This is a genomic window from uncultured Rummeliibacillus sp. (assembly GCF_934216135.1).
Taxonomy (GTDB): Bacteria; Bacillota; Bacilli; order Bacillales_A; family Planococcaceae; genus Rummeliibacillus.
The window spans coordinates 93,873-112,821 of the sequence record NZ_CAKQBI010000012.1 but is presented as its reverse complement, the minus strand read 5'-3'; the positions used below and the strand labels follow the sequence as shown (position 1 = coordinate 112,821).

Genomic DNA, 18,949 nt, shown 5'->3' with positions numbered 1-18,949 from the left:
AAATAAGACGGCAATTGGCTTTTTTTGTATTGAATTTCATTTACACAACTAAAAAACGCAAGTTTTTCAGTGCCCTCGTCTTTGCAAAAGGGATTTTCTGCGACGAAGCTAGCGAAGCGATGCAGGAGCACACGGTTTTTAGTGACGAGGAGATTGAAGCCAAGCCCGCGGAAAGCGCCATCTGGAACGGAACACAGAAAATAATATTACGATGAGTTATTAAAGGTTAAAAATATTAAAAAGAAAATCCGAACAAATGTGAAGCACTAAATAGAATTTCACATTATTGTTCGGATTTTTAATTAGCTAAAGCTCTTTTGTCTCAGCCTCTTTTCATTTTTTATATTGATTTGTCCACCTAAACATTATAAAAAATCAAAAAAATGAAACCTTTTTTCGAAATGAATCGTATGTATATTTAGAAGATTATCTATTTTCAATTTCGTGTTTCTAAATGAGAATAATTTTATTTTTTTCTCAGTGATTAAAGTTTAATGTTTTTGGCTATAGTAATATTGTAAGTGAGAATTGAGCCTGATAAATAATATAAAATGCTTATTGTTATAGAAATAAAAGACATAAATCAATTGAAATTATTTCTTTTTTGTGTATATCCAAATGAGAAAATATGTTGTATAATGATGTTAGACTTCTTTATTAGAGTAATTCTAATTTAAAAATAGATAAATGTTTATATAATTACTTACTATTTGAAAGGGTGTGTTTGATATGATGGTTACATTATTTACATCACCAAGTTGTACTTCATGTAGAAAAGCAAAAGCGTGGTTGGAAGAACATGAGATTCCTTATAAAGAACGTAACATTTTTGCTGAGCCTCTAAGTATTAGTGAAATTAAAGAAATCTTACGAATGACTGAAGATGGAACAGACGAAATTATCTCTACTCGTTCTAAAATTTTCCAAAAGCTAAAAGTGGATTTAGAATCTCTTCCATTACAAAAATTATATGAATTAATTCAAGAAAATCCAGGGCTATTGCGTCGTCCAATTATTTTAGATGAAAAACGTCTTCAAGTTGGTTATAACGAGGATGAAATTAGACGTTTCTTACCAAGGAAAGTACGTGCTTACCAATTACAAGAAGCCCAAAAAATGGTGAACTAATCGTATAGTTGGAGAATATATGTACAAGCTAAGCTAGAGCTCCCGAAAAGGCTGGGGTTTTAGCTTTTTTATTTAGTCTGATCAATTTTGAAGTTGAACATAGCTGAAAAGTATGTTTAGGATGAAGAAAATTACCTCTGTGTCAACTTATATTTTATAGCAGTATGGTAATATGAAATAAGTAACATTAATTTTTCTGAAGCTTTTATCAACATACTCTATTATATTTCATATACTATTGTTATTTCCTAAGATTTATTCTTTTCATTTTTCGTCATCTCGTCATACAATAGTAAGAGACGCTGTTTATATGGTACACCTTCAAGAATCTGGCTAACAGACAAATCTTTTTTAGAAGTAGTGACCGGAGGGAGTTGTGTAATATGGATATGGAACGCATTAATGAGAATACACTAAAACTCTTCATTTCTTATCTTGACATTGAAGAACGCGGTTTCACGAAAGATGAAATATGGTATAACCGAGAAAAAGGCGAAGAACTCTTCTGGGTAATGATGGAAGAGATTAATGACGATATAGATTTTGAAATGGACGGTCCATTATGGATTCAAGTTGTAGCAAAAGAAAACGGACTTGAATTAACAGTCACTACTGCCAAATTGAACTCGGATGGATTACTAGACCTGCCTTCAAATTTAGAAGATAAAAGAAAGTTTTTTGAAAATGCCTTTAGTGGTGTGGACATAAAACCAGATGAGTTTAATGAATTTTTTGGTGAATCAGATGAAATCTTCGATGGCTATACGTTCGAACTAAACCAATTTGATGATATTATTGATATAGCCTACAGAATGCCGAAAGAGGCCGATTTTGACAATTCTTTATATGAAATGGACGGAAAGTTTTACTTGCATGTCGAATTTGATGAAGATTGTTTAATGGGAGATTTAGAGAATTATCTAAGTGTTATTTCAGAATTTGCAGATGAAGCAGATAAGACAATCCATGTATTAGAAGAGTATGGAAAAGTAATAATGGAAGAAAATTGCTTTGAAAATGTCCGAAAATATTTTTAAATGAAAAATTGAACTCAATGGGTAAAAAGAATAACAATACTTGTTTATCGGTATGCAAATATAACCAATGAGTTTCTGCAGTATAAATACAATAGAAGCTATTAGAAAATGGATTAATTCATTTTCAAATAGCTTCTTTTTTTAATCAAAAAGTGCATTCTTATACACTATTGCAAAATAGAGAGATTATTCATAAAATTTAATAGAGGGGGTGATTATATTTTAACAGCGATTAATGATCAAAAACGGATGATCACATTAACTAGAAATATAGAATATGACGAATTAATAGAATTGAGGAGGAGAGAGAAGTTTTATTGTCCGCAGTGTCAGGAGCCATTACTGATGAGAATAGGACAAGTTGTAATCCCACATTTTGCTCATCAAAAGAACAGTAAGTGTAAAGGGTTGTTTTCAGAAGGTGAAACAACTACACATTTATTAGGAAAGCAGTTATTATACGAAAAGTTTCGAAAACTGAACTTGAACGTTCAACTTGAACCTTATTTAAAAGAATTAGCACAACGCCCAGATTTGCTAATTGAATATAACGCCATGAAATATGCAGTTGAGTTTCAATGTAGTACGATTCCTATCCCCAAAATGGAATCTCGTACAGAAGGCTATTTGAAAGAAGATATAATTCCTATTTGGATTTTACAAACCCCAAAAGACAAACAACCTTATCGAAATGGTATACAACTACTTAAAATTTCCCCATTTAAACAGCGGTTTATCACATATACCCAAGACGATGCACATATGATGACTTTTAATCCCGAAGCTGAGTCTTTTGTTTATTTTTCTCATTTAGTCCCACTTGGAGGATATCGTTTTATAGGCAACGTACAGCATTTATCATTAGATGCACAACATTTCCCTTTTTTAACTGCGAAACAACTATCGGAATCTGATTTTCAAATCTATTGGCAATTATGGAAGCAAGAAAGAAAACTATTTTTGAGCCGACGGTTATTGCTGAGTAAAAAGGGTGTACAGGATCCATTTTTACGCGCATGTTATTTTCTCCGTATTCAAGCTGAAAAGTTGCCTTTGTTTATAGGAATCCCTGTTGCAAAGAATATCCATTTTTCTGTAGTGGATGCAGAATGGCAATTACTTTGGCTCATGTTTCTAGTAGAGAAGGGAGAACAGTTCACTTTTCTTTCCACGAGAACGATTTACGAATTTAGTAAAAGATATCCTACATTATTTTTGAATCATGAGGCTGAGCAATCAGTGAAAAATTACAATTTTATACTAAAAAATTTAGGGATAACATGTATGCAAAGTAAATTCAATGAAAAAATACTATTAAAGCTTCTATATGCCCAATTTCTTGCAAAGCGTTAAGAAAATTGAGAAAATATGAGAGTACTCATTTTATAGGAACAAATTAAATTTGGGAGGTCATATTATGGCTGAAAATCAACAAACAAAAGTATTAACAAGAGAGGAGGTACCAACTGAACTTACTTGGAAATTAGAAGATATTTTCGAAACAGATGCTGAATGGGAAAAAGCCTATAAAGAAATTAGCGAACTAGGTAAAGAAGCTGCTACTTTTCAAGGTACGATCAAAGATGGTGCGGAAGCTTTGTTAAAAGTACTTCGTTTCCGCGACGATGTATATCTTAAATTAGGCAAGCTCTATGCATATTCTCATATGCGTAATGACCAAGATACAACTAATTCTACTTATCAAGCAATGGATAGCCGTGCCCAAACATTATATGCTCAAATCTCAACAAGTCTATCATTCTTAACACCTGAAATTTTATCATTAGACGAAGCTGTTATAAATAGTTACTTAAAAGAAAATGAAGAGCTTCAATTATATAAACAAGAAATTGAAGAAATCAATAAAGAAAGACCTCACATCTTACCAGCTGAACAAGAAGCATTACTGTCTCAAATGTCAGAAGTGACAAGTGCTTCATCTAACACATTTAGTATGTTAAATAATGCAGATTTAGAGTTCCCAAATATTAAAGACGAAGATGGTAACGAAGTACCATTAACACACGGAAACTATGTTCACTTCCTAGAAAGTAAAGATCGTTCTGTACGTGAAGAAGCATTCCATGCAATGTATGGTACTTATGGCAGTTTCAAAAATACATTTGCTGCTACACTATCAGGAAATGTTAAAGCACATAATGTTAGTGCTCGTATCCGTCATTATGATTCTGCTCGTCAAGCTGCGATGTCAGCAAATAGTATTCCTGAAAAAGTGTACGATCAACTAATTGAAACGATTCATCAATATTTACCTTTAATGCATCGTTATATTTCATTGCGCAAGAAAATTCTTGGTGTTGATGAATTGCATATGTGGGATGTTTATACACCACTTGTACCAGAATCTAAAATTGATATGACATATGAAGAAGCAAAAGGTCATATGTTAAAAGCTTTAAGTGTAATGGGTGATGATTATGTAGGGATTATTAAAAAGGCACTTGAAGACCGCTGGGTAGACGTATTAGAAAGTAAAGGAAAACGTAGTGGCGCTTATTCATCAGGTTCATATGGTACAAATCCATATATATTATTGAACTGGCAAAATAACTTAGATAATCTCTTCACGCTTGTTCATGAATTTGGACATAGCGTTCACAGTTACTATACTCGAAATAACCAACCGTTTGTCTACGGCGATTATTCTATTTTTGTTGCAGAAGTAGCTTCTACTTGTAACGAAGAGTTATTAAATGATTATTTGTTAAAAACAATTGATGATCCTAAAACAAGAATTTACATTTTGAATCATTGGTTGGAAGGATTCCGCGGTACAATTATTCGTCAAACAATGTTTGCTGAGTTTGAACATATCATTCATGAGATGGATCAAAAAGGGGAAGCACTTACTGCTGAAAGTATGACTAAAGTGTACTATGATTTAAATAAGCTATACTTTGGCGAAGATATGGTAGTAGACGATGAAATCGGCTTAGAATGGGCACGTATTCCTCACTTCTACTACAATTATTATGTATATCAATACGCAACAGGTAAGAGCGCAGCAATTGCTCTAAGTTCACAAATCCTTTCTGAAGGTAATACAGCTGTAGAACGTTATATTAATAAGTTCTTAAAAGCTGGTTGCTCGGATTATCCTATTAATGTGTTGAAAGCAGCTGGGGTAGATATGGAATCTGCTTCTCCAATCGTTGAAGCTTGTAAAGTATTTGAACGTAATCTAGATGAACTTGAAAAACTATTAGCTGAATAAGAAAATTTATATGAGGGGTGTTCCATAAGTCGAAAACTTGTGGGCACCCCTTCTTCTATACTAAATATTTACAATGTATAATAATGCTGCTCCGTGATGGACCAATGCATCCTCGGCACATAGGTTGTGGCTTAAATATGAGTCTCGAAATAAGTAGTTCGACCTATGACTTATATTAATTGACAATTACATGACATTTTATACATAAAAAAATTGAATTTCCATTGTAATCGCTTACTATATGACAACTTTGTGAATATAAGCTTGAAACGTTGATATAAGAGTATATTCATGCTAAAGTGTAGATGTGAAATAAATCACAAACAAACATACACCCCTTTGTTTGAACGTGAACATTTCTCCCATCCCCTTTGTGAAAAGAAGCATCTCCCGTAGAGGTGCTTCTTTTGTTTTTTATCGAAAGATGACATAGTAACTATACGTGAGAAGAAGAACTTCTAATATCGTATAGTTTATGATATATAAAACACCAAAGGGAAATTGCATAGTGCAATTTCCCTTAATTATTGGGTTGAGCTATATCAACCTTGGAATTTAATGATTTATTTTAAACGCCAGAGCGATAATTCATCACAGTTTACTCGATCAAGTTTTTGTTGGAGCATTTTTTTCTTAAGTTCGCGTTCGGCTGTATTCAGAGAGATATTATAAATAGCAGCAACTTCTTTAGTTGTTAAAGTATGATAGCGATGGAATAGATCTTCTACTGAAGGTGGCTGTTGACAAACCAACTTTTCATCAAGTAATTCTTCTAAAATTCTTTCATAAACTTCATAGGAATAAGAACCAGAAACTTTTAATCCAGCATCTTCTATATTTTCATTGAAGAATACAAAACTCGGTACTTCTTCGACTTCCATTTCACGAGTAATACATAAATCACTTTGGAAAGCACGGGATGCTTCTATTGAAAGAAAGTCAGATTGGAATTCTTCAATATCTAAGCCGGTTTCGATAGCAATTTCTTGTAATGTACTACATTGGCAGACATTCTTTGTATCAATCAAAGCGTATTCTTGAAGTTTCATCATATAGCGATATCCAGCTTTTTTTCCTTGTAGTTCAGCAGCTTTTACTGCAATTGAAGGAAGGACAGGATGAGCAACATCGACAAGATCCTCATGAGACTCACAACTATTAATACGTTGGCAAGCTGTGTTCAAAGAGTTGAGTTCAGTGCTCAAAACAATTCGAAGTGAAAAGTATTGACCGTAACTTATCTGCAATTGACGAATTAATGACTGAAGTTCCCAACTACCACGAGATAACAAATCCATGAAAACATAGAGTTCAATGGGTTTGCTTAAAGTAGTAGATGGAGATACTACAGGCTTTTCGGCTAGATAGTGAATATTGTTCACTCTAAAACCTCCTCGTCATCCGGAGAGTTAATCATATGATGCGCTGTAAGGACAAGACGTTTATAATAAATTTCACGGAATTTACCTTCTAAACCTACCTCATCCATTGCCTCGGACATACACTCTAACCATGCTTGCGCACGTTCTGGTGTAACTTTAAATGGCATATGTCGTGCTTTTAGCATTGGATGACCATGCTCTTCTGTATAAATATTCGGGCCACCTAAATATTGTGTCTGAAATTGCTTTTGTTTTCGAGCTGTTTCAGTTAAATCTTCAGGAAATATAGGCTTTAGCTTCGGATTTTTAGCGACTTTGGAATAGAAAATATCAATTAATTTATTAAGTTTTTCTTTACCAATTTCCTCATAAGGAATGATAGGTTTTTGCGTCATAGATGATTCTCCTTTGCTTTAGCTGTAATTCTATTTTAGCAACCTCTATGTATTTTCTCAAACAAATCACTCGGTCTCTATTTTAAATTTCATATTTTATGATGAAAAAAGCCAATAATTGTCGCATTTAGAGCCATTCTAAAAAATAAAAATAATGGATGGGTAGATGCGAAGTTATTGGCAATTTTAAAAATTATGTTATTAAGCTTTGTATGTACTCATAATATTATTAACGTAATTTTGAGTTTCTTTAAATGGTGGAATACCACCGTATTTTGTTACGTTACCAGGTCCGGCATTATAGGCAGCTAACATTAAATTGTAGTTTCCGTTAAATTTGTTCGATAGTTGCTTTAAATATTTGGTGCCTCCCATAATATTTTGCTCGGCATCATATACGTTGCTAACACCTAAGTATTTGGCTGTGGCAGGCATTAGTTGCATCAATCCACCAGCACCAGCTGAGCTTGTTGCATTATTATTAAATCCTGATTCTTGTTTAATAACGGATTTAATCAACTTTTCAGGTATACCATATGTTTCGGATGCTTTTTTTATAATTGCATCATAATTTGTATTAGATGATACACTTTTCGTTCCCACTTGCGGGTTTATAGTACTGCTTGTTAGGTTGTTGTAATTGTTCACATAATTACTCAATACAGATGAAGGGGTATAAACAGGCGATGTACCATTATAATAAAGCGAATTATTTGTAGTAGCAGGTGCACTACTTAAACTATTTAAGATTTGACTATAATTTGAGTATGCTGAGCTACCACTGCCAAGTAACTGGCTATAGTTACTTGAAGAACCACTGTTAAATAAGTTCCCATTTAGTCCATTACTTAAAAGTTGCATTAAATTAGTTGCATCATTACTATTTGAAAGAGCATTTGTTAAGCCAAGCATTTGCGTTGCACTTGCTGAATTAGATGATGTCAATTGCGACAACATTTGTGCAAATACGTCAGATGTTGAGGAAGTTGCATTATTTGTTGCGCTAGTGTCATAAGAATTGGTGCTCTGTAATGCTTGAAGTTGTGCTAATGATTGAATATCCATCTATAAACCTCGTTTCTTCTTCACGACGCTCATAAAACGAGCAATTTTTTTGTCAGCTGGTCTACGTGGTATCGAATGGAGTGCTAGGAAACGGTCAAAAATTACTTTCCCAGTTTCCTCATTTAAAACCTCATATTCTAACTCGTAATCATCCGTTCCGGCATATTGAGAATGGTCGAATACTAATAGACCGCCTTCATATTTTATTTCGGCACGTTTTGTTTGGAGTGTACCCAAAATTTTTAAATCGTGTGGATCTATTGCCAATGCTTGTAGTCTACCCTCTACTTCATGAGCATGAAGGACAGAATTACCAGACAAAATAGATTGAACTTCTTTTTTTGAAAGTAAATCGGTTGTTTCTGTTAAGCCAATCCCAATTGCGGGTTCTTTTAATGTACACTCGAAACAATCTTGAACTTCACGAATTCGTAGACCGGATTTTAAATTTTTTAGCGCAAAATCTTTGGTATCAAAATAATGATTTGTTTGAGAATGGAAATTTTCATCGGTTAGATTAAATGTAGTGCAAAGACGTGAAAATTCCTCTTTTGTTAACATGTTTTTAAATTCAATTTCTAATTGTTGGGTCATTTTAGGACACCCTTTCTATTTATGAATTATAAAGGAATTTTATAACAAATTGCAATGTACAGCCCGTCCGTATTATTGGTCAGTAAATCGTTGTTATATGTAGTTTCACTTTAAATTGAAAATACATGACAAATATCCTGAAAAAATGATTAGATTTGAATAAGCCTATGATAAAATAGATAGCAGATTCACAGAAAGGAAGATTGACTTTGCGTAAAACTTATATAGTCGAAAAAGGAACACTTCAAGATTCACATATCTATTTTGAGTTACAAAATCCAAAAGACCAAGTGAAAAATTGGCAAGCCTCAGGTCGTATAATTGCTGATTCAGATGAATTGGCATTTATTTATTTAATGGATGAGGAAACTGAGTATAGTTATGTGAAATTTCCACAATCAGTTTGGCCATTATTAGTAGAAACGTTACAATCAAAAGCAATTCCTATGTTAAACTGTGGAACTGAGGCGATTGAATTGGTCAACTTTCAGGATGAATTACAATCACTTATATATAATATTGAAGGTAACTATAATTATGGAGAGGTTTTTACAAGTACAGTCGAAGAAACCTTTGCAGAACTATTAAGTGAAGCCTAAATTTTGTTAGGGGGACTTATCATGGGACAATGGGATCGCTTTTTACAGCCCTATAAGCAAGCAGTGGACGAACTAAAAATAAAATTAAAAGGGATACGTGCGCAATTCGAAAAATCGAACACGACATCACCTATAGAATTTGTCACTGGACGAGTAAAACCACTTGCGAGTATTTATGATAAGACATTAGAAAAAGGATTAGTATTTGAGCCATCGGATACACTTGCACATGAATTACAAGATATTGCAGGGGTTCGTATTATGTGCCAGTTTGTAGATGACATACCAACTGTTATTGAATTACTAAGACAACGAAATGATTTACATATCATTGAGGAAAAAGACTATATCACAAATGTTAAAAAGAGTGGATATCGGTCTTATCATATGATTATTGAATACCCTGTTGGGACAATTCAAGGAGAAAAAGTGATTTTAGCAGAAATTCAAATTCGCACCCTTGCGATGAATTTCTGGGCATCGATTGAACATTCATTGAATTATAAATATAAAGGTGTATTTCCTAAGGAAATAAAAAATCGTCTGCAAAGTGCGGCAGAAGCAGCATTTAAACTCGACGAAGAGATGTCTGAAATACGAGAAGAAATCAGGGAAGCACAACAATATTTCACAGAATATAAAGAAGCTTCAAAACCTAAAGTACGCCAAAATCATCCGAAAGGGGACAGAGAGTACCAATGAGATTCGCTATTCAATCCCGCAATGACCCATTGTCTAACGAACTAATGGAATGTGCTACGAACTATTTAACTGATTTTGGCTTAGAAGTTGATGAAGAAAAACCGGACATCGTACTATCTATTGGAGGTGATGGAACGTTATTACATGCGTTCCACCGCTATACCCATATGCTATCTGAAGTTGCATTTGTCGGAATTCATACAGGTCATCTTGGCTTCTATGCAGATTGGAAACCAAGTGAAATTGAAAAACTAGTCATTTCAATTGCAAAAGGTGAGTTTAAAGTTATTGAATATCCATTATTAGAAGTGAAGATTAACTATCAAAATAGCGATGATTGTTATACCTATCTGGCTTTAAATGAATCCACTGTTAAATCACCTGAAGTTACACTCGTAATGGATGTTGAACTAAATGGTCGCCCATTTGAAAGATTTCGTGGAGATGGCCTTTGTATATCAACACCTTCGGGTAGTACAGCTTATAACAAAGCATTAGGCGGAGCCATCTTACATCCATCATTGCAAGCATTACAACTTACGGAAATGGCTTCGATTAATAACCGTGTTTTCAGAACGGTAGGCTCCTCTCTTGTTTTGCCTGCACATCATAAATGTATCCTCAAACCGGTAAAAGCAGAAGACTTTATGGTAACTGTGGATCATGTGCAATTGTTGCATAAAAATGTAAAGTCAATTCAATATCGCGTTGCCAAAGAAAAGATACGTTTTGCTCGCTTTAAAGCTTTCCCGTTCTGGCAACGTGTTCATGATTCCTTTATCGATAGTGATTTGAAAGATTGATGCAAGATTTACGATATCGTTTAACCTTTACTGCACAAAAAGAGCAACAATTATTAAGGGAAGCATTGGCTGATATAGGCGTTTCAAAAAGAGCGTTAACAGCGATTAAATTTCAAGGTGGAGCATTACTTGTGAATGGAAAAGAGCAGAATGTACGTTTTCCTTTGAATATAGGAGATGAAGTTACAGTTATTTTTCCTATGGAGGAAATCAGTGATGGACTGCTTCCTGAAAGTGGAGAATTAGCTATAAAATACGAGGATGATGTATTACTCATTTTGGAAAAGCCACCCTATCAAAGTACAATTCCTTCACATGATCATCCAACAGGTAGCATCGCTAACTTTGTAGCAGCACATTTAAAAGAGCAACAAATTCGTTCTACTGTGCATGTAGTTACTAGATTAGATAGAGATACATCAGGGCTAATGTGTATAGCAAAACATCGTCATATCCATCATTTAATGAGTGAAGCGCAAAAGAAACGTGAGATTCATCGAACATATGAAGCGCTCGTACACGGGGAAATATCTGAAGACTTTCTTCAAATAATTGCTCCCATTGGGAGAAAAGACGGAAGCATTATTGAAAGAGAAGTAAGAGAAGACGGTAAGTTTGCACATACAGATGTACAAGTACTCAATCGATATCGTATTCATGGTGAAGATATAAGTCATGTAAGATTGAACTTGCACACAGGACGTACGCACCAAATTAGAGTACACATGGCTTCTATTGGTCATCCGTTATTGGGAGACGATTTATATGGTGGTAAAAGAGAGTTAGTAGCAAGACAAGCATTGCATTGTGTAGAACTCGAACTGCTACATCCACTAAATGGTCAGACTTTAAAATGGACAAGCGAATTTCCTGAAGATATAAGGCGAATATACGAATGATTATAGGTTAACCTGATTTGGGTGTTGTCTTAAAGTAGACAACGCCTTTTCTATTTTTATTATTTAATATAAAGTTTTTACTTTTAAATGTATTTCCTAGGGAATGAAGAAAATGTTATTTGAGTATAAGTAACATCTAATGTTACTATTTAAGTTGTAACAATATATTTAAAAAAATAATTGTCCTTATGTAATGTTCGAATTATTATTATAAGGTGTCCTAAAAAATATAAACGTCGAGAGGAGGGGACAATGCATGATAGACGAAGCAAAAAAAGATGAAGTACAATTTGATGAAGAGCAATTACGTGGGTTATTACAAACTGATTCGCCAACAACTTTTAGAGATCAATATTTGTCACTTCATCCGTATGATCAGGCACAGTTTTATGAGAAGGTGGAACCTGATATACGACAGATTATTTATCAGTATTTGTCCCCAAAAGAGATGGCTGAGATTTTCGAAGCTCTTGATCTTGATGATAACGAATATAAAGGTTTCTTGGAAGAAATGTCACCGGATTATGCTGCAGTAATGATAGCAGAAATGTATACAGATGATGCGGTCGATGTATTAAATGAATTAGATAAGGATCAAATCAGTCATTTCCTTCAAATAATGGATAACGAATCTGCACAAGATATAAAAGACTTGTTACATTATGAAGAATATACAGCTGGTTCGATTATGACAACTGAATATGTTGCAATTCCTGAAAACTCTACCGTAAGATCTGCGATGACTATTCTACGTAATGCAGCACCTGAAGCGGAAACGATTTACTATATTTTTGTGGTCGATGATACGAATCATCTGACAGGTGTAATCTCATTACGTGACCTAATTATTGCAGAAGAAGACACACTGATTCATGAAATTATGAACGAACGCGTCGTTAGTGTAAATGTGACCGATGACCAGGAAGATGTTGCACAAATTATGAAAGACTACAATTTCTTGGCTGTTCCAGTTATCAATTCTAAAAATGAAATGTTAGGGATTATTACTGTCGATGATATTATTGATGTTATTGATGAAGAAGCATCGGAAGACTATTCTAAACTGGCTGGGGTATCTGATATGGATAATTTTGATACCAATCCATTTGCAGCAGCAAAAAAACGATTGCCTTGGCTTGTTGTTCTATTGTTTTTAGGAATGCTAACAGCTAATTTAATAGATTTATTCACAGGGACGCTTGAAAAGGTAGCATTGCTTGCAGCATTTATCCCATTAATCGGTGGTACGTCAGGAAATAGCGGAACACAGGCATTAGCCGTTGCGGTTCGAGGTATTGCAACAGGGGATGTGGAAGAACAGAGTAAGCTTAAGTTAATATTCCGTGAATTAGTTACGGGAATGATTATGGGGCTTGTGTGTGGTGTCGTCGCTTTTTGTATTGTATATTTTTGGCAGCATACTTTATTATTAGGCATACTAGTTGGTGTAGCAATCTGTTGTTCTATTGTCGTCGCAACTTTGGCAGGCTCATTTATTCCATTATTGATGCATCGTTTGAATATAGACCCAGCAGTTGCGTCGGGACCATTTATCACAACTTTGAATGACATAACAAGTATCGTCATTTATCTTGGAATTGCTACAATGTTTATAAACCATCTAATGTGAAACATTTTGAAAATCGGGCATAGTATAAAAATAAAAAAAGGAAGTGTAATTGTGGTAAATCGCCCACTCCTTTTCGTGAAGAGCCCACCTGCAGTTTTCAAAGAAATTGACGTATTATCTCATGCTCAATTTGAAGTAGATATGGAAGAAGTTAAATTTGAGGAAGAACATCTAGAGACGGAAGAAACAAATGCTATTTTAGATACTGGTGAATGGCGAAAACGAAAAGAGAAGCTTTTGTTTTTATCTAGGCCCTTTCAACAAAAGGTCTACCAACCTCTTGTATTCATCGTAAATGATGGCAGAGAAATTCCAGGAGAAGTTTACGAACTCAATGTTGAAAAGCAGCAAGTACTAATTAGAACAACTGATGATGATGTTCAAGCCATTCCAGTTGCAGATTTAAAGGATTTACTATGGCGTGGAAAATCATTTTTAGATAGTTAGCAAAAGTGTAGTATGTATACAATTAAATAATAATTGCATATTAAAACGAGTATCAGAATTTATTCTTCTGAACTCGTTTTTTTTTACCTAATAATAAGAAGGAGTGATTGATAGTTCCAACCACTCCTGTATTCCGACGCTGTCTCACCTTGTAAATCTTAGCAAATATCCAAATCTACATCACGGATACATTGTACGCCACAGAAGCAAGTTAAATCTACAGTAATACAACTATTTGTACGGTTAAAGTTTCTTACTTTACATAGTTTGTGTAAATCAACTTTTGTTCCGTCATCATTAAGAATATCCACTTCACCACCATTTCTGTCAAGTGGCTCTAATACTCTTAAAGTTGCACAGCAATTATCGAATACATCTTCAACTCGGAAGAATACAGAGAAGCATCTGCAATCTGTACTTGTATTTCCAATAATATCTCTGAAGAAAGCTTTGAATGGCGTACCGTCCTTTCCTAATAACATGAATACTCGAGTATCTGCATTTGTTCTAGCAGGGTTTACTAAACCTCCTAGTGGCTCTAAAAAGCAATTAGTGGGGCAATCACAATCATCATTTGCACCTTGTGTTTGAATATCTAAAATAGCACGCACTACATCACATACGCAGTTTTTGGAATGTACTGGACCACTAAAACTTGAACTTTCTTTTCCACAACAACCCATCAACTTTCACCTCCTCTTTTCAGCTCTCTATACCATATGAGTTTGACAATAATAGGCTCGGGCTGTTGTCACGTTTGAATATTTTTATCTAAAAATCGACATACTAAAACTAAAAGGGTGAGATGAAAAAATATGAAAAAATGGTTTGGACTATTAGTAATACTCATTTTGGTTGGTTGTAACAATGGAAAAAATGATTTCATGGCAACCAATAACAAAGAAGAGTATCAGCAACAACAACAGAAGATCGAGCAAATACTAAAGGAGGATAAACACGTAAAAAGGGTTACAGCAGTTTTCACAAAGGATTCGGCCATAGTTGGTATAGAGGTAAAACCATTTTCAAAATGGAACAAACAGAAATATGAAAAAAAGTGGAAAAAGGAAGTTAAAAAGGCTTTACCCGATAGAAATGTAGTCGTAAGTACAGACTTGAAACTTATTATGGAAACCGATAAATTGGCAAAAAAACAATTGAGTGAAAAAAAGCTAGATAAGAAAATAAAAGATCTTAAAAAGCTTGAGAAGGAGGAAACGTAATGGATCAAAAACAATACGATAATTTACAACAATCGATTTCACCGAAACCTTCAATTTTAAAAAATTGTTTAAAAGCTTTTCTTGTTGGTGGCATTTTTTGCACGGTTGGTCAGCTTATAACTTATATTTATATAAGCTATTTTAATTTTACAGAGAAAACTGCAGGGAATCCGACAGTAGCTACGATGATTTTCATCGCTATGCTTTTAACAGGATTTGGTCTGTATAAAAAGATTGGACAATTTGCTGGTGCAGGTTCAGCTGTACCTGTTACAGGGTTTGGTAATGCGGTTATTTCTGCGGCAATAGAGCACAAAACAGAAGGATTTGTCTTAGGCGTAGGCGGGAATATCTTCAAATTAGCAGGTTCAGTTATTGTATTTGGAGTTGTCTCTGCTTTTTTAGTGGCTCTTGTAAAGCTAATCTTAGTAACAATGGGGGTTGCTAACTGGTGATGGATCAAGGTGTAATATATTTCCCTTCAAAACCTGCGATTATTGGATCAGGTGTTGTAGCTGGACCAGTCGAAAAGAATAGCGTATTCGCGCAAGATTTCGACAGACTTTATGACAATGAAAGAGCCGATGAGGATTCTAATGAAAAAGGGCATCAAACAATGGTAGAAGAAGCCTGTCAAATTGCGCTAAAAAAAGCAAATGTTAAACAAAATGATGTGGATTTCTTAATGAGTGGAGATTTAGTAAATCAGATGACTCCATCAAATTTTGCTGCAGCAACTTTACAAGTGCCTTATATTGGACTTTTCTCTGCCTGTGCAACTGCAGTTTCGAGTGTTATTATCGCTTCTCTTTTAACAGAATTAGGCGGAAGTCGCTATGCACTTGCTGGGGCAGGTAGCCAGCATAATTCTGTTGAACGACAATTTCGTTACCCAGTCGAATATGGTGGGCAAAAACCAGGTACAGCTCAATGGACTGTTACAGCTGCCGGATATGTTTTAATCGCAAAAGGGCAGATGAATAGTCCAGCTGTGGAGGCTGCAACCATAGGAAAAGTTATCGATTTGCAGCAAACGGATCCCTTTCATATGGGAGCAGCTATGGCACCGGCGGCATGTGATACAATAACTCGACATTTAAAGGGTAGAGGTCAAAAACTTGCGGATTATGATTTAGTTATGACGGGAGATCTTGGAAAAGTAGGGCTTCCTATTTTGAAAGAAATGCTTACAAAGCAGGGAATGGCTAAACAAGATGTCCAAAAAATTAGAGATGCAGGAGCAGAATATTATGGAGATGACGAGGCTTTTTTAGCTGGTGCTAGCGGTGCCGGTTGTTCTGCATCAGTGTTTTATAGTTATATTTTAAAACAATTAAACGAAAAGAAAATCGAGCGCGTACTTGCTGTAGCAACAGGTGCTCTACTTTCTCCATTGACCGTACAGCAAAATGAGAGCATTCCTTGTACGGCTCATGCAATTGAAATTTCAATGAAATGAGGAATATAAATGTTCGTTTCAATAGTAATTGCTTTTATCGTAGGCGGTTTAATCTGTGTAATAGGACAATTGCTAATGGATGTTGGCAAACTGACTCCTGCACATACTTTAAGCATTTTAGTCGTTACAGGTGCAATATTAGATGGCTTTAATCTTTATGAACCGTTAATTGATTTTGCTGGTGCAGGAGCTACAATCCCTATTACGTCATTTGGAAATTCGTTAACGCACGGAGCTATTGCAGAAGCTGAAAAACATGGCTGGATTGGTGTGTTAACAGGTATGTTTGAAGTAACAAGCTCTGGTATTAGTGCAGCTATTTTATTTGGAATGATTGGAGCCTTAATTTTCCGTTCAAAAGGTCAGCAACCCTAGTTAAAAGCCCGATTCTTCTTTTTAACTCCGCATAAGATAGGGGAGAAAAGAGAGGAGGGATTGCAATGTCAGGATGGGGAGGATATGGATACGGTTGTGGCAACAGCGGTGGCTACGGCGGTGGCTATAGCGGTGGCTATGGCGGTTCAACTTTCATTTTGATCGTTGTATTGTTCATTTTGTTAATTATCGTTGGCACTAGCTTTATCTACTAGGAGGCGTTGAGATGAATCCATCTTTCTTTCGAAGAATCGAAGAGAAAACGGGAGTTCCAATGGAAGAAGTCTTCGCACTAGCTAATGCTATTCAAAACGCGAATTTTCAAGATGAGCGACAAGTTCGTAAAATTGTTCGAAAAGTTGCTAAGCTTGCAAATAAACCTGTAACAAAAGAGCTTGAAGAACAAATTGTTGCGTCTATTCTTAAAAATGGCAAATCCTTAGACCTAAGAAAAATTCAAAATATGATGTAATTTAATCATGCCCCTGTAATATACGTTCCTACTCTCACATATAGGTAAATATATATTACAGGGAGTGATTTCAAATGGGATATCTTTTACCAATTCCTAATTTCCAAGCAAACCAAGATTTGATACGTTCATGGCAAAAGAAAGAGCGTTTCTCTTATATTCATCCGGTTCAAAATGTAAACCTACAATATCAACTTAATCCACAAATGAATCGGCAACATAGCTATACGAACATGGAATATTGGAGAAAAATACCCCGTTTAAAGAAAAAAATGATAAATATACCCCCTCATAATTCTTCAGATGATTTGGTATTTTGGCATACTGTAGGTGGAGGATTATATTTTGATTTTTATGTATAGACATCTATTAAACAACACAATCATTCGAACAACGGTACAAACTAGCTAGTTACACTTTCTTCCAAATAAAAAGCTACGATGTGTTATGATTTTTTTCATAGTACATCGTAGTTTTTTTATACATTATAGAACTTTTTCCATTGCACGGTAAGGCACTCCCGCATCTAAAAATTCTGGAGAAGTAATGCAATAATTTTGTTTTTCATAAAATGGAATTGCATGAGTTTGTGCATTAAGTTTAACCTTTTTGATATTCGATCCTTGAATATACTGTTCAAGACTTTGCATCATTAATACCCCAATTTGCTTTCTACGAAAAGGTGGTATAACACAAACACGGTCAACGATAGCTGTCAGATCTTTAAAGCGTACTCGCCCCGCAGCAATTGGACGATGATCAAAATAAGCAACAAAATGTGTAGCGATATCATCATATTCATCTTTTTCTAAAGGTCGAGGAATACCTTGCTCTTTCACGAAAACCTCTTCACGAACAAAAAAGGCATCCTGAAGTTCTTTTTCCGTTTCAACAATTTTTGCGAATACCAAAGACTATGCTTCTCCTGTTAGACGATATGTTTCGTAAACAGTCCAAGAACCGTCCTCTAGTTGATAGAGTAAATGAATACGATTGATGACTTCGCTAAAATCTACTTTTGTCATACGTAATTGTCCGTAAATATCGTCATGTTCTCCGGAACTCATATCTTGAGCAATGGTGATATGAGGAACGAATTTATACTCTGCTTTTCCGCCAAACCTCTCTGTATGTAATGCATTGTGCAAATTCAGAAGCTCTTCGGTTGGCTCGACTTTTAAATAGATTGCGTTATTTACAGGTGCAAATGAACTAACTTTTGTAACATGAATCTTAAGGGGACTAAATTGATGACAAATCTCTTTAACATATTCTGATATGCTTTCAATCTGTGAGTCCTCTACTTCTGTTACACCAGCTTTTAATGTAATATGAGGTGTGATTTTAGCATAATGAGAGTCATATCTTTTTCGGTAAGAATTTGCAAAGTCTTGTAGTTGCTTAGAAGGAAAAGCTACAATACCATATTTCATCATGAACGACCTCCTTGGAGTTCAACAATAATTGTATTTAATTTTCAGTATAGCAGAAAAACTTACTCTAG

At 34.8% G+C, this 18,949-nt stretch carries 25 protein-coding genes; 18 read left to right on the top strand and 7 right to left on the bottom strand.

Annotated features, from left to right (window positions below; all coding sequences use genetic code 11):
• The 5 genes from Q0977_RS10000 to pepF all read left to right on the top strand — a co-directional run.
• A partial coding sequence (locus Q0977_RS10000; protein ID WP_299513269.1) for a hypothetical protein occupies positions 1-215 on the top strand: 215 nt, incomplete at its 5' end.
• A gap of 517 nt (positions 216-732) precedes the next feature.
• Positions 733-1,128: a transcriptional regulator SpxA gene (gene spxA, locus Q0977_RS09995; protein ID WP_119414758.1), complete on the top strand. Its 396-nt coding sequence runs from the start codon at positions 733-735 to the stop codon at positions 1,126-1,128.
• A gap of 383 nt (positions 1,129-1,511) precedes the next feature.
• On the top strand, positions 1,512-2,165 hold the full coding sequence (gene mecA, locus Q0977_RS09990) for an adaptor protein MecA (RefSeq protein ID WP_119414653.1): 654 nt from the start codon (positions 1,512-1,514) through the stop codon (positions 2,163-2,165).
• 144 nt (positions 2,166-2,309) lie between these two features.
• Entirely contained in the window at positions 2,310-3,518 is a 1,209-nt protein-coding gene (locus Q0977_RS09985) for a competence protein CoiA (RefSeq protein WP_367269468.1), read from the top strand.
• A gap of 64 nt (positions 3,519-3,582) precedes the next feature.
• Positions 3,583-5,400 (top strand): oligoendopeptidase F, encoded by a 1,818-nt coding sequence (gene pepF / locus Q0977_RS09980; protein WP_299513266.1) that lies wholly within the window; start codon positions 3,583-3,585, stop codon positions 5,398-5,400.
• A gap of 563 nt (positions 5,401-5,963) precedes the next feature.
• Here pepF and Q0977_RS09975 read toward each other — a convergent pair.
• The 4 genes from Q0977_RS09975 to Q0977_RS09960 form a co-directional block, all read right to left on the bottom strand.
• On the bottom strand, positions 5,964-6,782 hold the full coding sequence (locus tag Q0977_RS09975; protein ID WP_119414656.1) for a DsbA family protein: 819 nt from the start codon (positions 6,780-6,782) through the stop codon (positions 5,964-5,966).
• Positions 6,779-7,177 (bottom strand): globin, encoded by a 399-nt coding sequence (locus Q0977_RS09970; RefSeq protein ID WP_119414657.1) that lies wholly within the window; start codon positions 7,175-7,177, stop codon positions 6,779-6,781. Before Q0977_RS09970 ends, Q0977_RS09975 begins: the two co-directional genes overlap by 4 nt.
• A 201-nt stretch (positions 7,178-7,378) precedes the next feature.
• A complete protein-coding gene (locus Q0977_RS09965; RefSeq protein WP_119414658.1) occupies positions 7,379-8,242 on the bottom strand; it encodes a lytic transglycosylase domain-containing protein in 864 nt (287 codons plus the stop codon).
• Positions 8,243-8,836, bottom strand: coding sequence for a CYTH domain-containing protein (locus Q0977_RS09960; RefSeq protein WP_299513256.1), 594 nt, complete (start codon positions 8,834-8,836; stop codon positions 8,243-8,245).
• Between the two features lie 209 nt (positions 8,837-9,045).
• On the opposite strand from Q0977_RS09960, the gene Q0977_RS09955 reads away from it, so the two are divergent.
• The 6 genes from Q0977_RS09955 (at position 9,046) to Q0977_RS09930 (ending at position 13,916) form a co-directional block, all read left to right on the top strand.
• Positions 9,046-9,435 (top strand): hypothetical protein, encoded by a 390-nt coding sequence (locus Q0977_RS09955; protein WP_299513253.1) that lies wholly within the window; start codon positions 9,046-9,048, stop codon positions 9,433-9,435.
• 21 nt (positions 9,436-9,456) lie between these two features.
• Complete coding sequence (locus tag Q0977_RS09950) at positions 9,457-10,137, top strand: GTP pyrophosphokinase family protein (RefSeq protein WP_119414661.1); 681 nt, start codon at positions 9,457-9,459, stop codon at positions 10,135-10,137.
• A complete protein-coding gene (locus Q0977_RS09945; protein WP_119414662.1) occupies positions 10,134-10,940 on the top strand; it encodes an NAD kinase in 807 nt (268 codons plus the stop codon). The genes Q0977_RS09950 and Q0977_RS09945 overlap by 4 nt, the downstream gene beginning before the upstream one ends.
• Positions 10,940-11,839 carry an RluA family pseudouridine synthase gene (locus Q0977_RS09940; RefSeq protein ID WP_119414759.1) on the top strand — a complete coding sequence of 300 codons (900 nt, stop codon included), beginning with the start codon at positions 10,940-10,942 and terminating at the stop codon, positions 11,837-11,839. Before Q0977_RS09945 ends, Q0977_RS09940 begins: the two co-directional genes overlap by 1 nt.
• Positions 11,840-12,095: 256 nt before the next feature.
• Positions 12,096-13,469, top strand: a complete 1,374-nt coding sequence (gene mgtE / locus Q0977_RS09935) for a magnesium transporter (RefSeq protein ID WP_119414663.1) — start codon at positions 12,096-12,098, stop codon at positions 13,467-13,469.
• 51 nt (positions 13,470-13,520) lie between these two features.
• A complete protein-coding gene (locus Q0977_RS09930; RefSeq protein WP_119414664.1) occupies positions 13,521-13,916 on the top strand; it encodes a hypothetical protein in 396 nt (131 codons plus the stop codon).
• Positions 13,917-14,074: 158 nt separating this feature from the next.
• Here Q0977_RS09930 and Q0977_RS09925 read toward each other — a convergent pair whose 3' ends face one another.
• Positions 14,075-14,599: a CotY/CotZ family spore coat protein gene (locus Q0977_RS09925; protein WP_119414665.1), complete on the bottom strand. Its 525-nt coding sequence runs from the start codon at positions 14,597-14,599 to the stop codon at positions 14,075-14,077.
• A 132-nt stretch (positions 14,600-14,731) separates the two neighbouring features.
• Between Q0977_RS09925 and Q0977_RS09920 the strand changes: the two genes are divergently transcribed.
• The 7 genes from Q0977_RS09920 to Q0977_RS09890 all read left to right on the top strand — a co-directional run bounded on the left by Q0977_RS09920 (position 14,732) and on the right by Q0977_RS09890 (position 17,807).
• Positions 14,732-15,139, top strand: a complete 408-nt coding sequence (locus tag Q0977_RS09920) for a YhcN/YlaJ family sporulation lipoprotein (protein ID WP_124217581.1) — start codon at positions 14,732-14,734, stop codon at positions 15,137-15,139.
• Positions 15,139-15,594, top strand: coding sequence for a stage V sporulation protein AC (gene spoVAC / locus Q0977_RS09915; protein WP_124217582.1), 456 nt, complete (start codon positions 15,139-15,141; stop codon positions 15,592-15,594). The genes Q0977_RS09920 and spoVAC overlap by 1 nt, the downstream gene beginning before the upstream one ends.
• Positions 15,594-16,598: a stage V sporulation protein AD gene (locus Q0977_RS09910; RefSeq protein ID WP_124217583.1), complete on the top strand. Its 1,005-nt coding sequence runs from the start codon at positions 15,594-15,596 to the stop codon at positions 16,596-16,598. The genes spoVAC and Q0977_RS09910 overlap by 1 nt, the downstream gene beginning before the upstream one ends.
• Positions 16,599-16,607: 9 nt before the next feature.
• Entirely contained in the window at positions 16,608-16,973 is a 366-nt protein-coding gene (spoVAE, locus tag Q0977_RS09905) for a stage V sporulation protein AE (protein ID WP_119414669.1), read from the top strand.
• A 65-nt stretch (positions 16,974-17,038) separates the two neighbouring features.
• Positions 17,039-17,188 (top strand): YjcZ family sporulation protein, encoded by a 150-nt coding sequence (locus Q0977_RS09900; protein ID WP_119414670.1) that lies wholly within the window; start codon positions 17,039-17,041, stop codon positions 17,186-17,188.
• A gap of 11 nt (positions 17,189-17,199) precedes the next feature.
• The gene (locus Q0977_RS09895) at positions 17,200-17,445 is read left to right on the top strand and encodes a stage VI sporulation protein F (RefSeq protein WP_299513229.1); all 246 of its coding nucleotides are present in this window, start codon (positions 17,200-17,202) and stop codon (positions 17,443-17,445) included.
• 74 nt (positions 17,446-17,519) lie between these two features.
• The gene (locus Q0977_RS09890; RefSeq protein WP_124217584.1) at positions 17,520-17,807 is read left to right on the top strand and encodes a hypothetical protein; all 288 of its coding nucleotides are present in this window, start codon (positions 17,520-17,522) and stop codon (positions 17,805-17,807) included.
• Between the two features lie 123 nt (positions 17,808-17,930).
• Here Q0977_RS09890 and Q0977_RS09885 read toward each other — a convergent pair whose 3' ends face one another.
• The gene (locus tag Q0977_RS09885; protein ID WP_119414673.1) at positions 17,931-18,356 is read right to left on the bottom strand and encodes a GNAT family N-acetyltransferase; all 426 of its coding nucleotides are present in this window, start codon (positions 18,354-18,356) and stop codon (positions 17,931-17,933) included.
• Positions 18,357-18,359: 3 nt separating this feature from the next.
• Positions 18,360-18,878, bottom strand: coding sequence for a YjcG family protein (locus Q0977_RS09880; protein WP_124217585.1), 519 nt, complete (start codon positions 18,876-18,878; stop codon positions 18,360-18,362).
• Between the last annotated feature and the right edge of the window lie 71 nt (positions 18,879-18,949).

What these genes read in the sequence shown, in the direction of transcription:
- mecA (WP_119414653.1), top strand. Translation starts at nt 1,512, where the DNA reads ATGGATATGGAACGCATTAATGAGAATACACTAAAACTCTTCATTTCT.
- spoVAE (WP_119414669.1), top strand. Translation starts at nt 16,608, where the DNA reads ATGTTCGTTTCAATAGTAATTGCTTTTATCGTAGGCGGTTTAATCTGT.
- Q0977_RS09890 (WP_124217584.1), top strand. Translation starts at nt 17,520, where the DNA reads ATGGGATATCTTTTACCAATTCCTAATTTCCAAGCAAACCAAGATTTG.
- mgtE (WP_119414663.1), top strand. Translation starts at nt 12,096, where the DNA reads ATGATAGACGAAGCAAAAAAAGATGAAGTACAATTTGATGAAGAGCAA.
- Q0977_RS09950 (WP_119414661.1), top strand. Translation starts at nt 9,457, where the DNA reads ATGGGACAATGGGATCGCTTTTTACAGCCCTATAAGCAAGCAGTGGAC.
- Q0977_RS09965 (WP_119414658.1), bottom strand. Translation starts at nt 8,242, where the DNA reads ATGGATATTCAATCATTAGCACAACTTCAAGCATTACAGAGCACCAAT.
- Q0977_RS09960 (WP_299513256.1), bottom strand. Translation starts at nt 8,836, where the DNA reads ATGACCCAACAATTAGAAATTGAATTTAAAAACATGTTAACAAAAGAG.
- Q0977_RS09925 (WP_119414665.1), bottom strand. Translation starts at nt 14,599, where the DNA reads ATGGGTTGTTGTGGAAAAGAAAGTTCAAGTTTTAGTGGTCCAGTACAT.
- Q0977_RS09895 (WP_299513229.1), top strand. Translation starts at nt 17,200, where the DNA reads ATGAATCCATCTTTCTTTCGAAGAATCGAAGAGAAAACGGGAGTTCCA.
- pepF (WP_299513266.1), top strand. Translation starts at nt 3,583, where the DNA reads ATGGCTGAAAATCAACAAACAAAAGTATTAACAAGAGAGGAGGTACCA.
- spoVAC (WP_124217582.1), top strand. Translation starts at nt 15,139, where the DNA reads ATGGATCAAAAACAATACGATAATTTACAACAATCGATTTCACCGAAA.
- Q0977_RS09920 (WP_124217581.1), top strand. Translation starts at nt 14,732, where the DNA reads ATGAAAAAATGGTTTGGACTATTAGTAATACTCATTTTGGTTGGTTGT.
- Q0977_RS09970 (WP_119414657.1), bottom strand. Translation starts at nt 7,177, where the DNA reads ATGACGCAAAAACCTATCATTCCTTATGAGGAAATTGGTAAAGAAAAA.
- Q0977_RS09945 (WP_119414662.1), top strand. Translation starts at nt 10,134, where the DNA reads ATGAGATTCGCTATTCAATCCCGCAATGACCCATTGTCTAACGAACTA.
- Q0977_RS09900 (WP_119414670.1), top strand. Translation starts at nt 17,039, where the DNA reads ATGTCAGGATGGGGAGGATATGGATACGGTTGTGGCAACAGCGGTGGC.
- spxA (WP_119414758.1), top strand. Translation starts at nt 733, where the DNA reads ATGGTTACATTATTTACATCACCAAGTTGTACTTCATGTAGAAAAGCA.
- Q0977_RS09940 (WP_119414759.1), top strand. Translation starts at nt 10,940, where the DNA reads ATGCAAGATTTACGATATCGTTTAACCTTTACTGCACAAAAAGAGCAA.
- Q0977_RS09880 (WP_124217585.1), bottom strand. Translation starts at nt 18,878, where the DNA reads ATGAAATATGGTATTGTAGCTTTTCCTTCTAAGCAACTACAAGACTTT.
- Q0977_RS09910 (WP_124217583.1), top strand. Translation starts at nt 15,594, where the DNA reads ATGGATCAAGGTGTAATATATTTCCCTTCAAAACCTGCGATTATTGGA.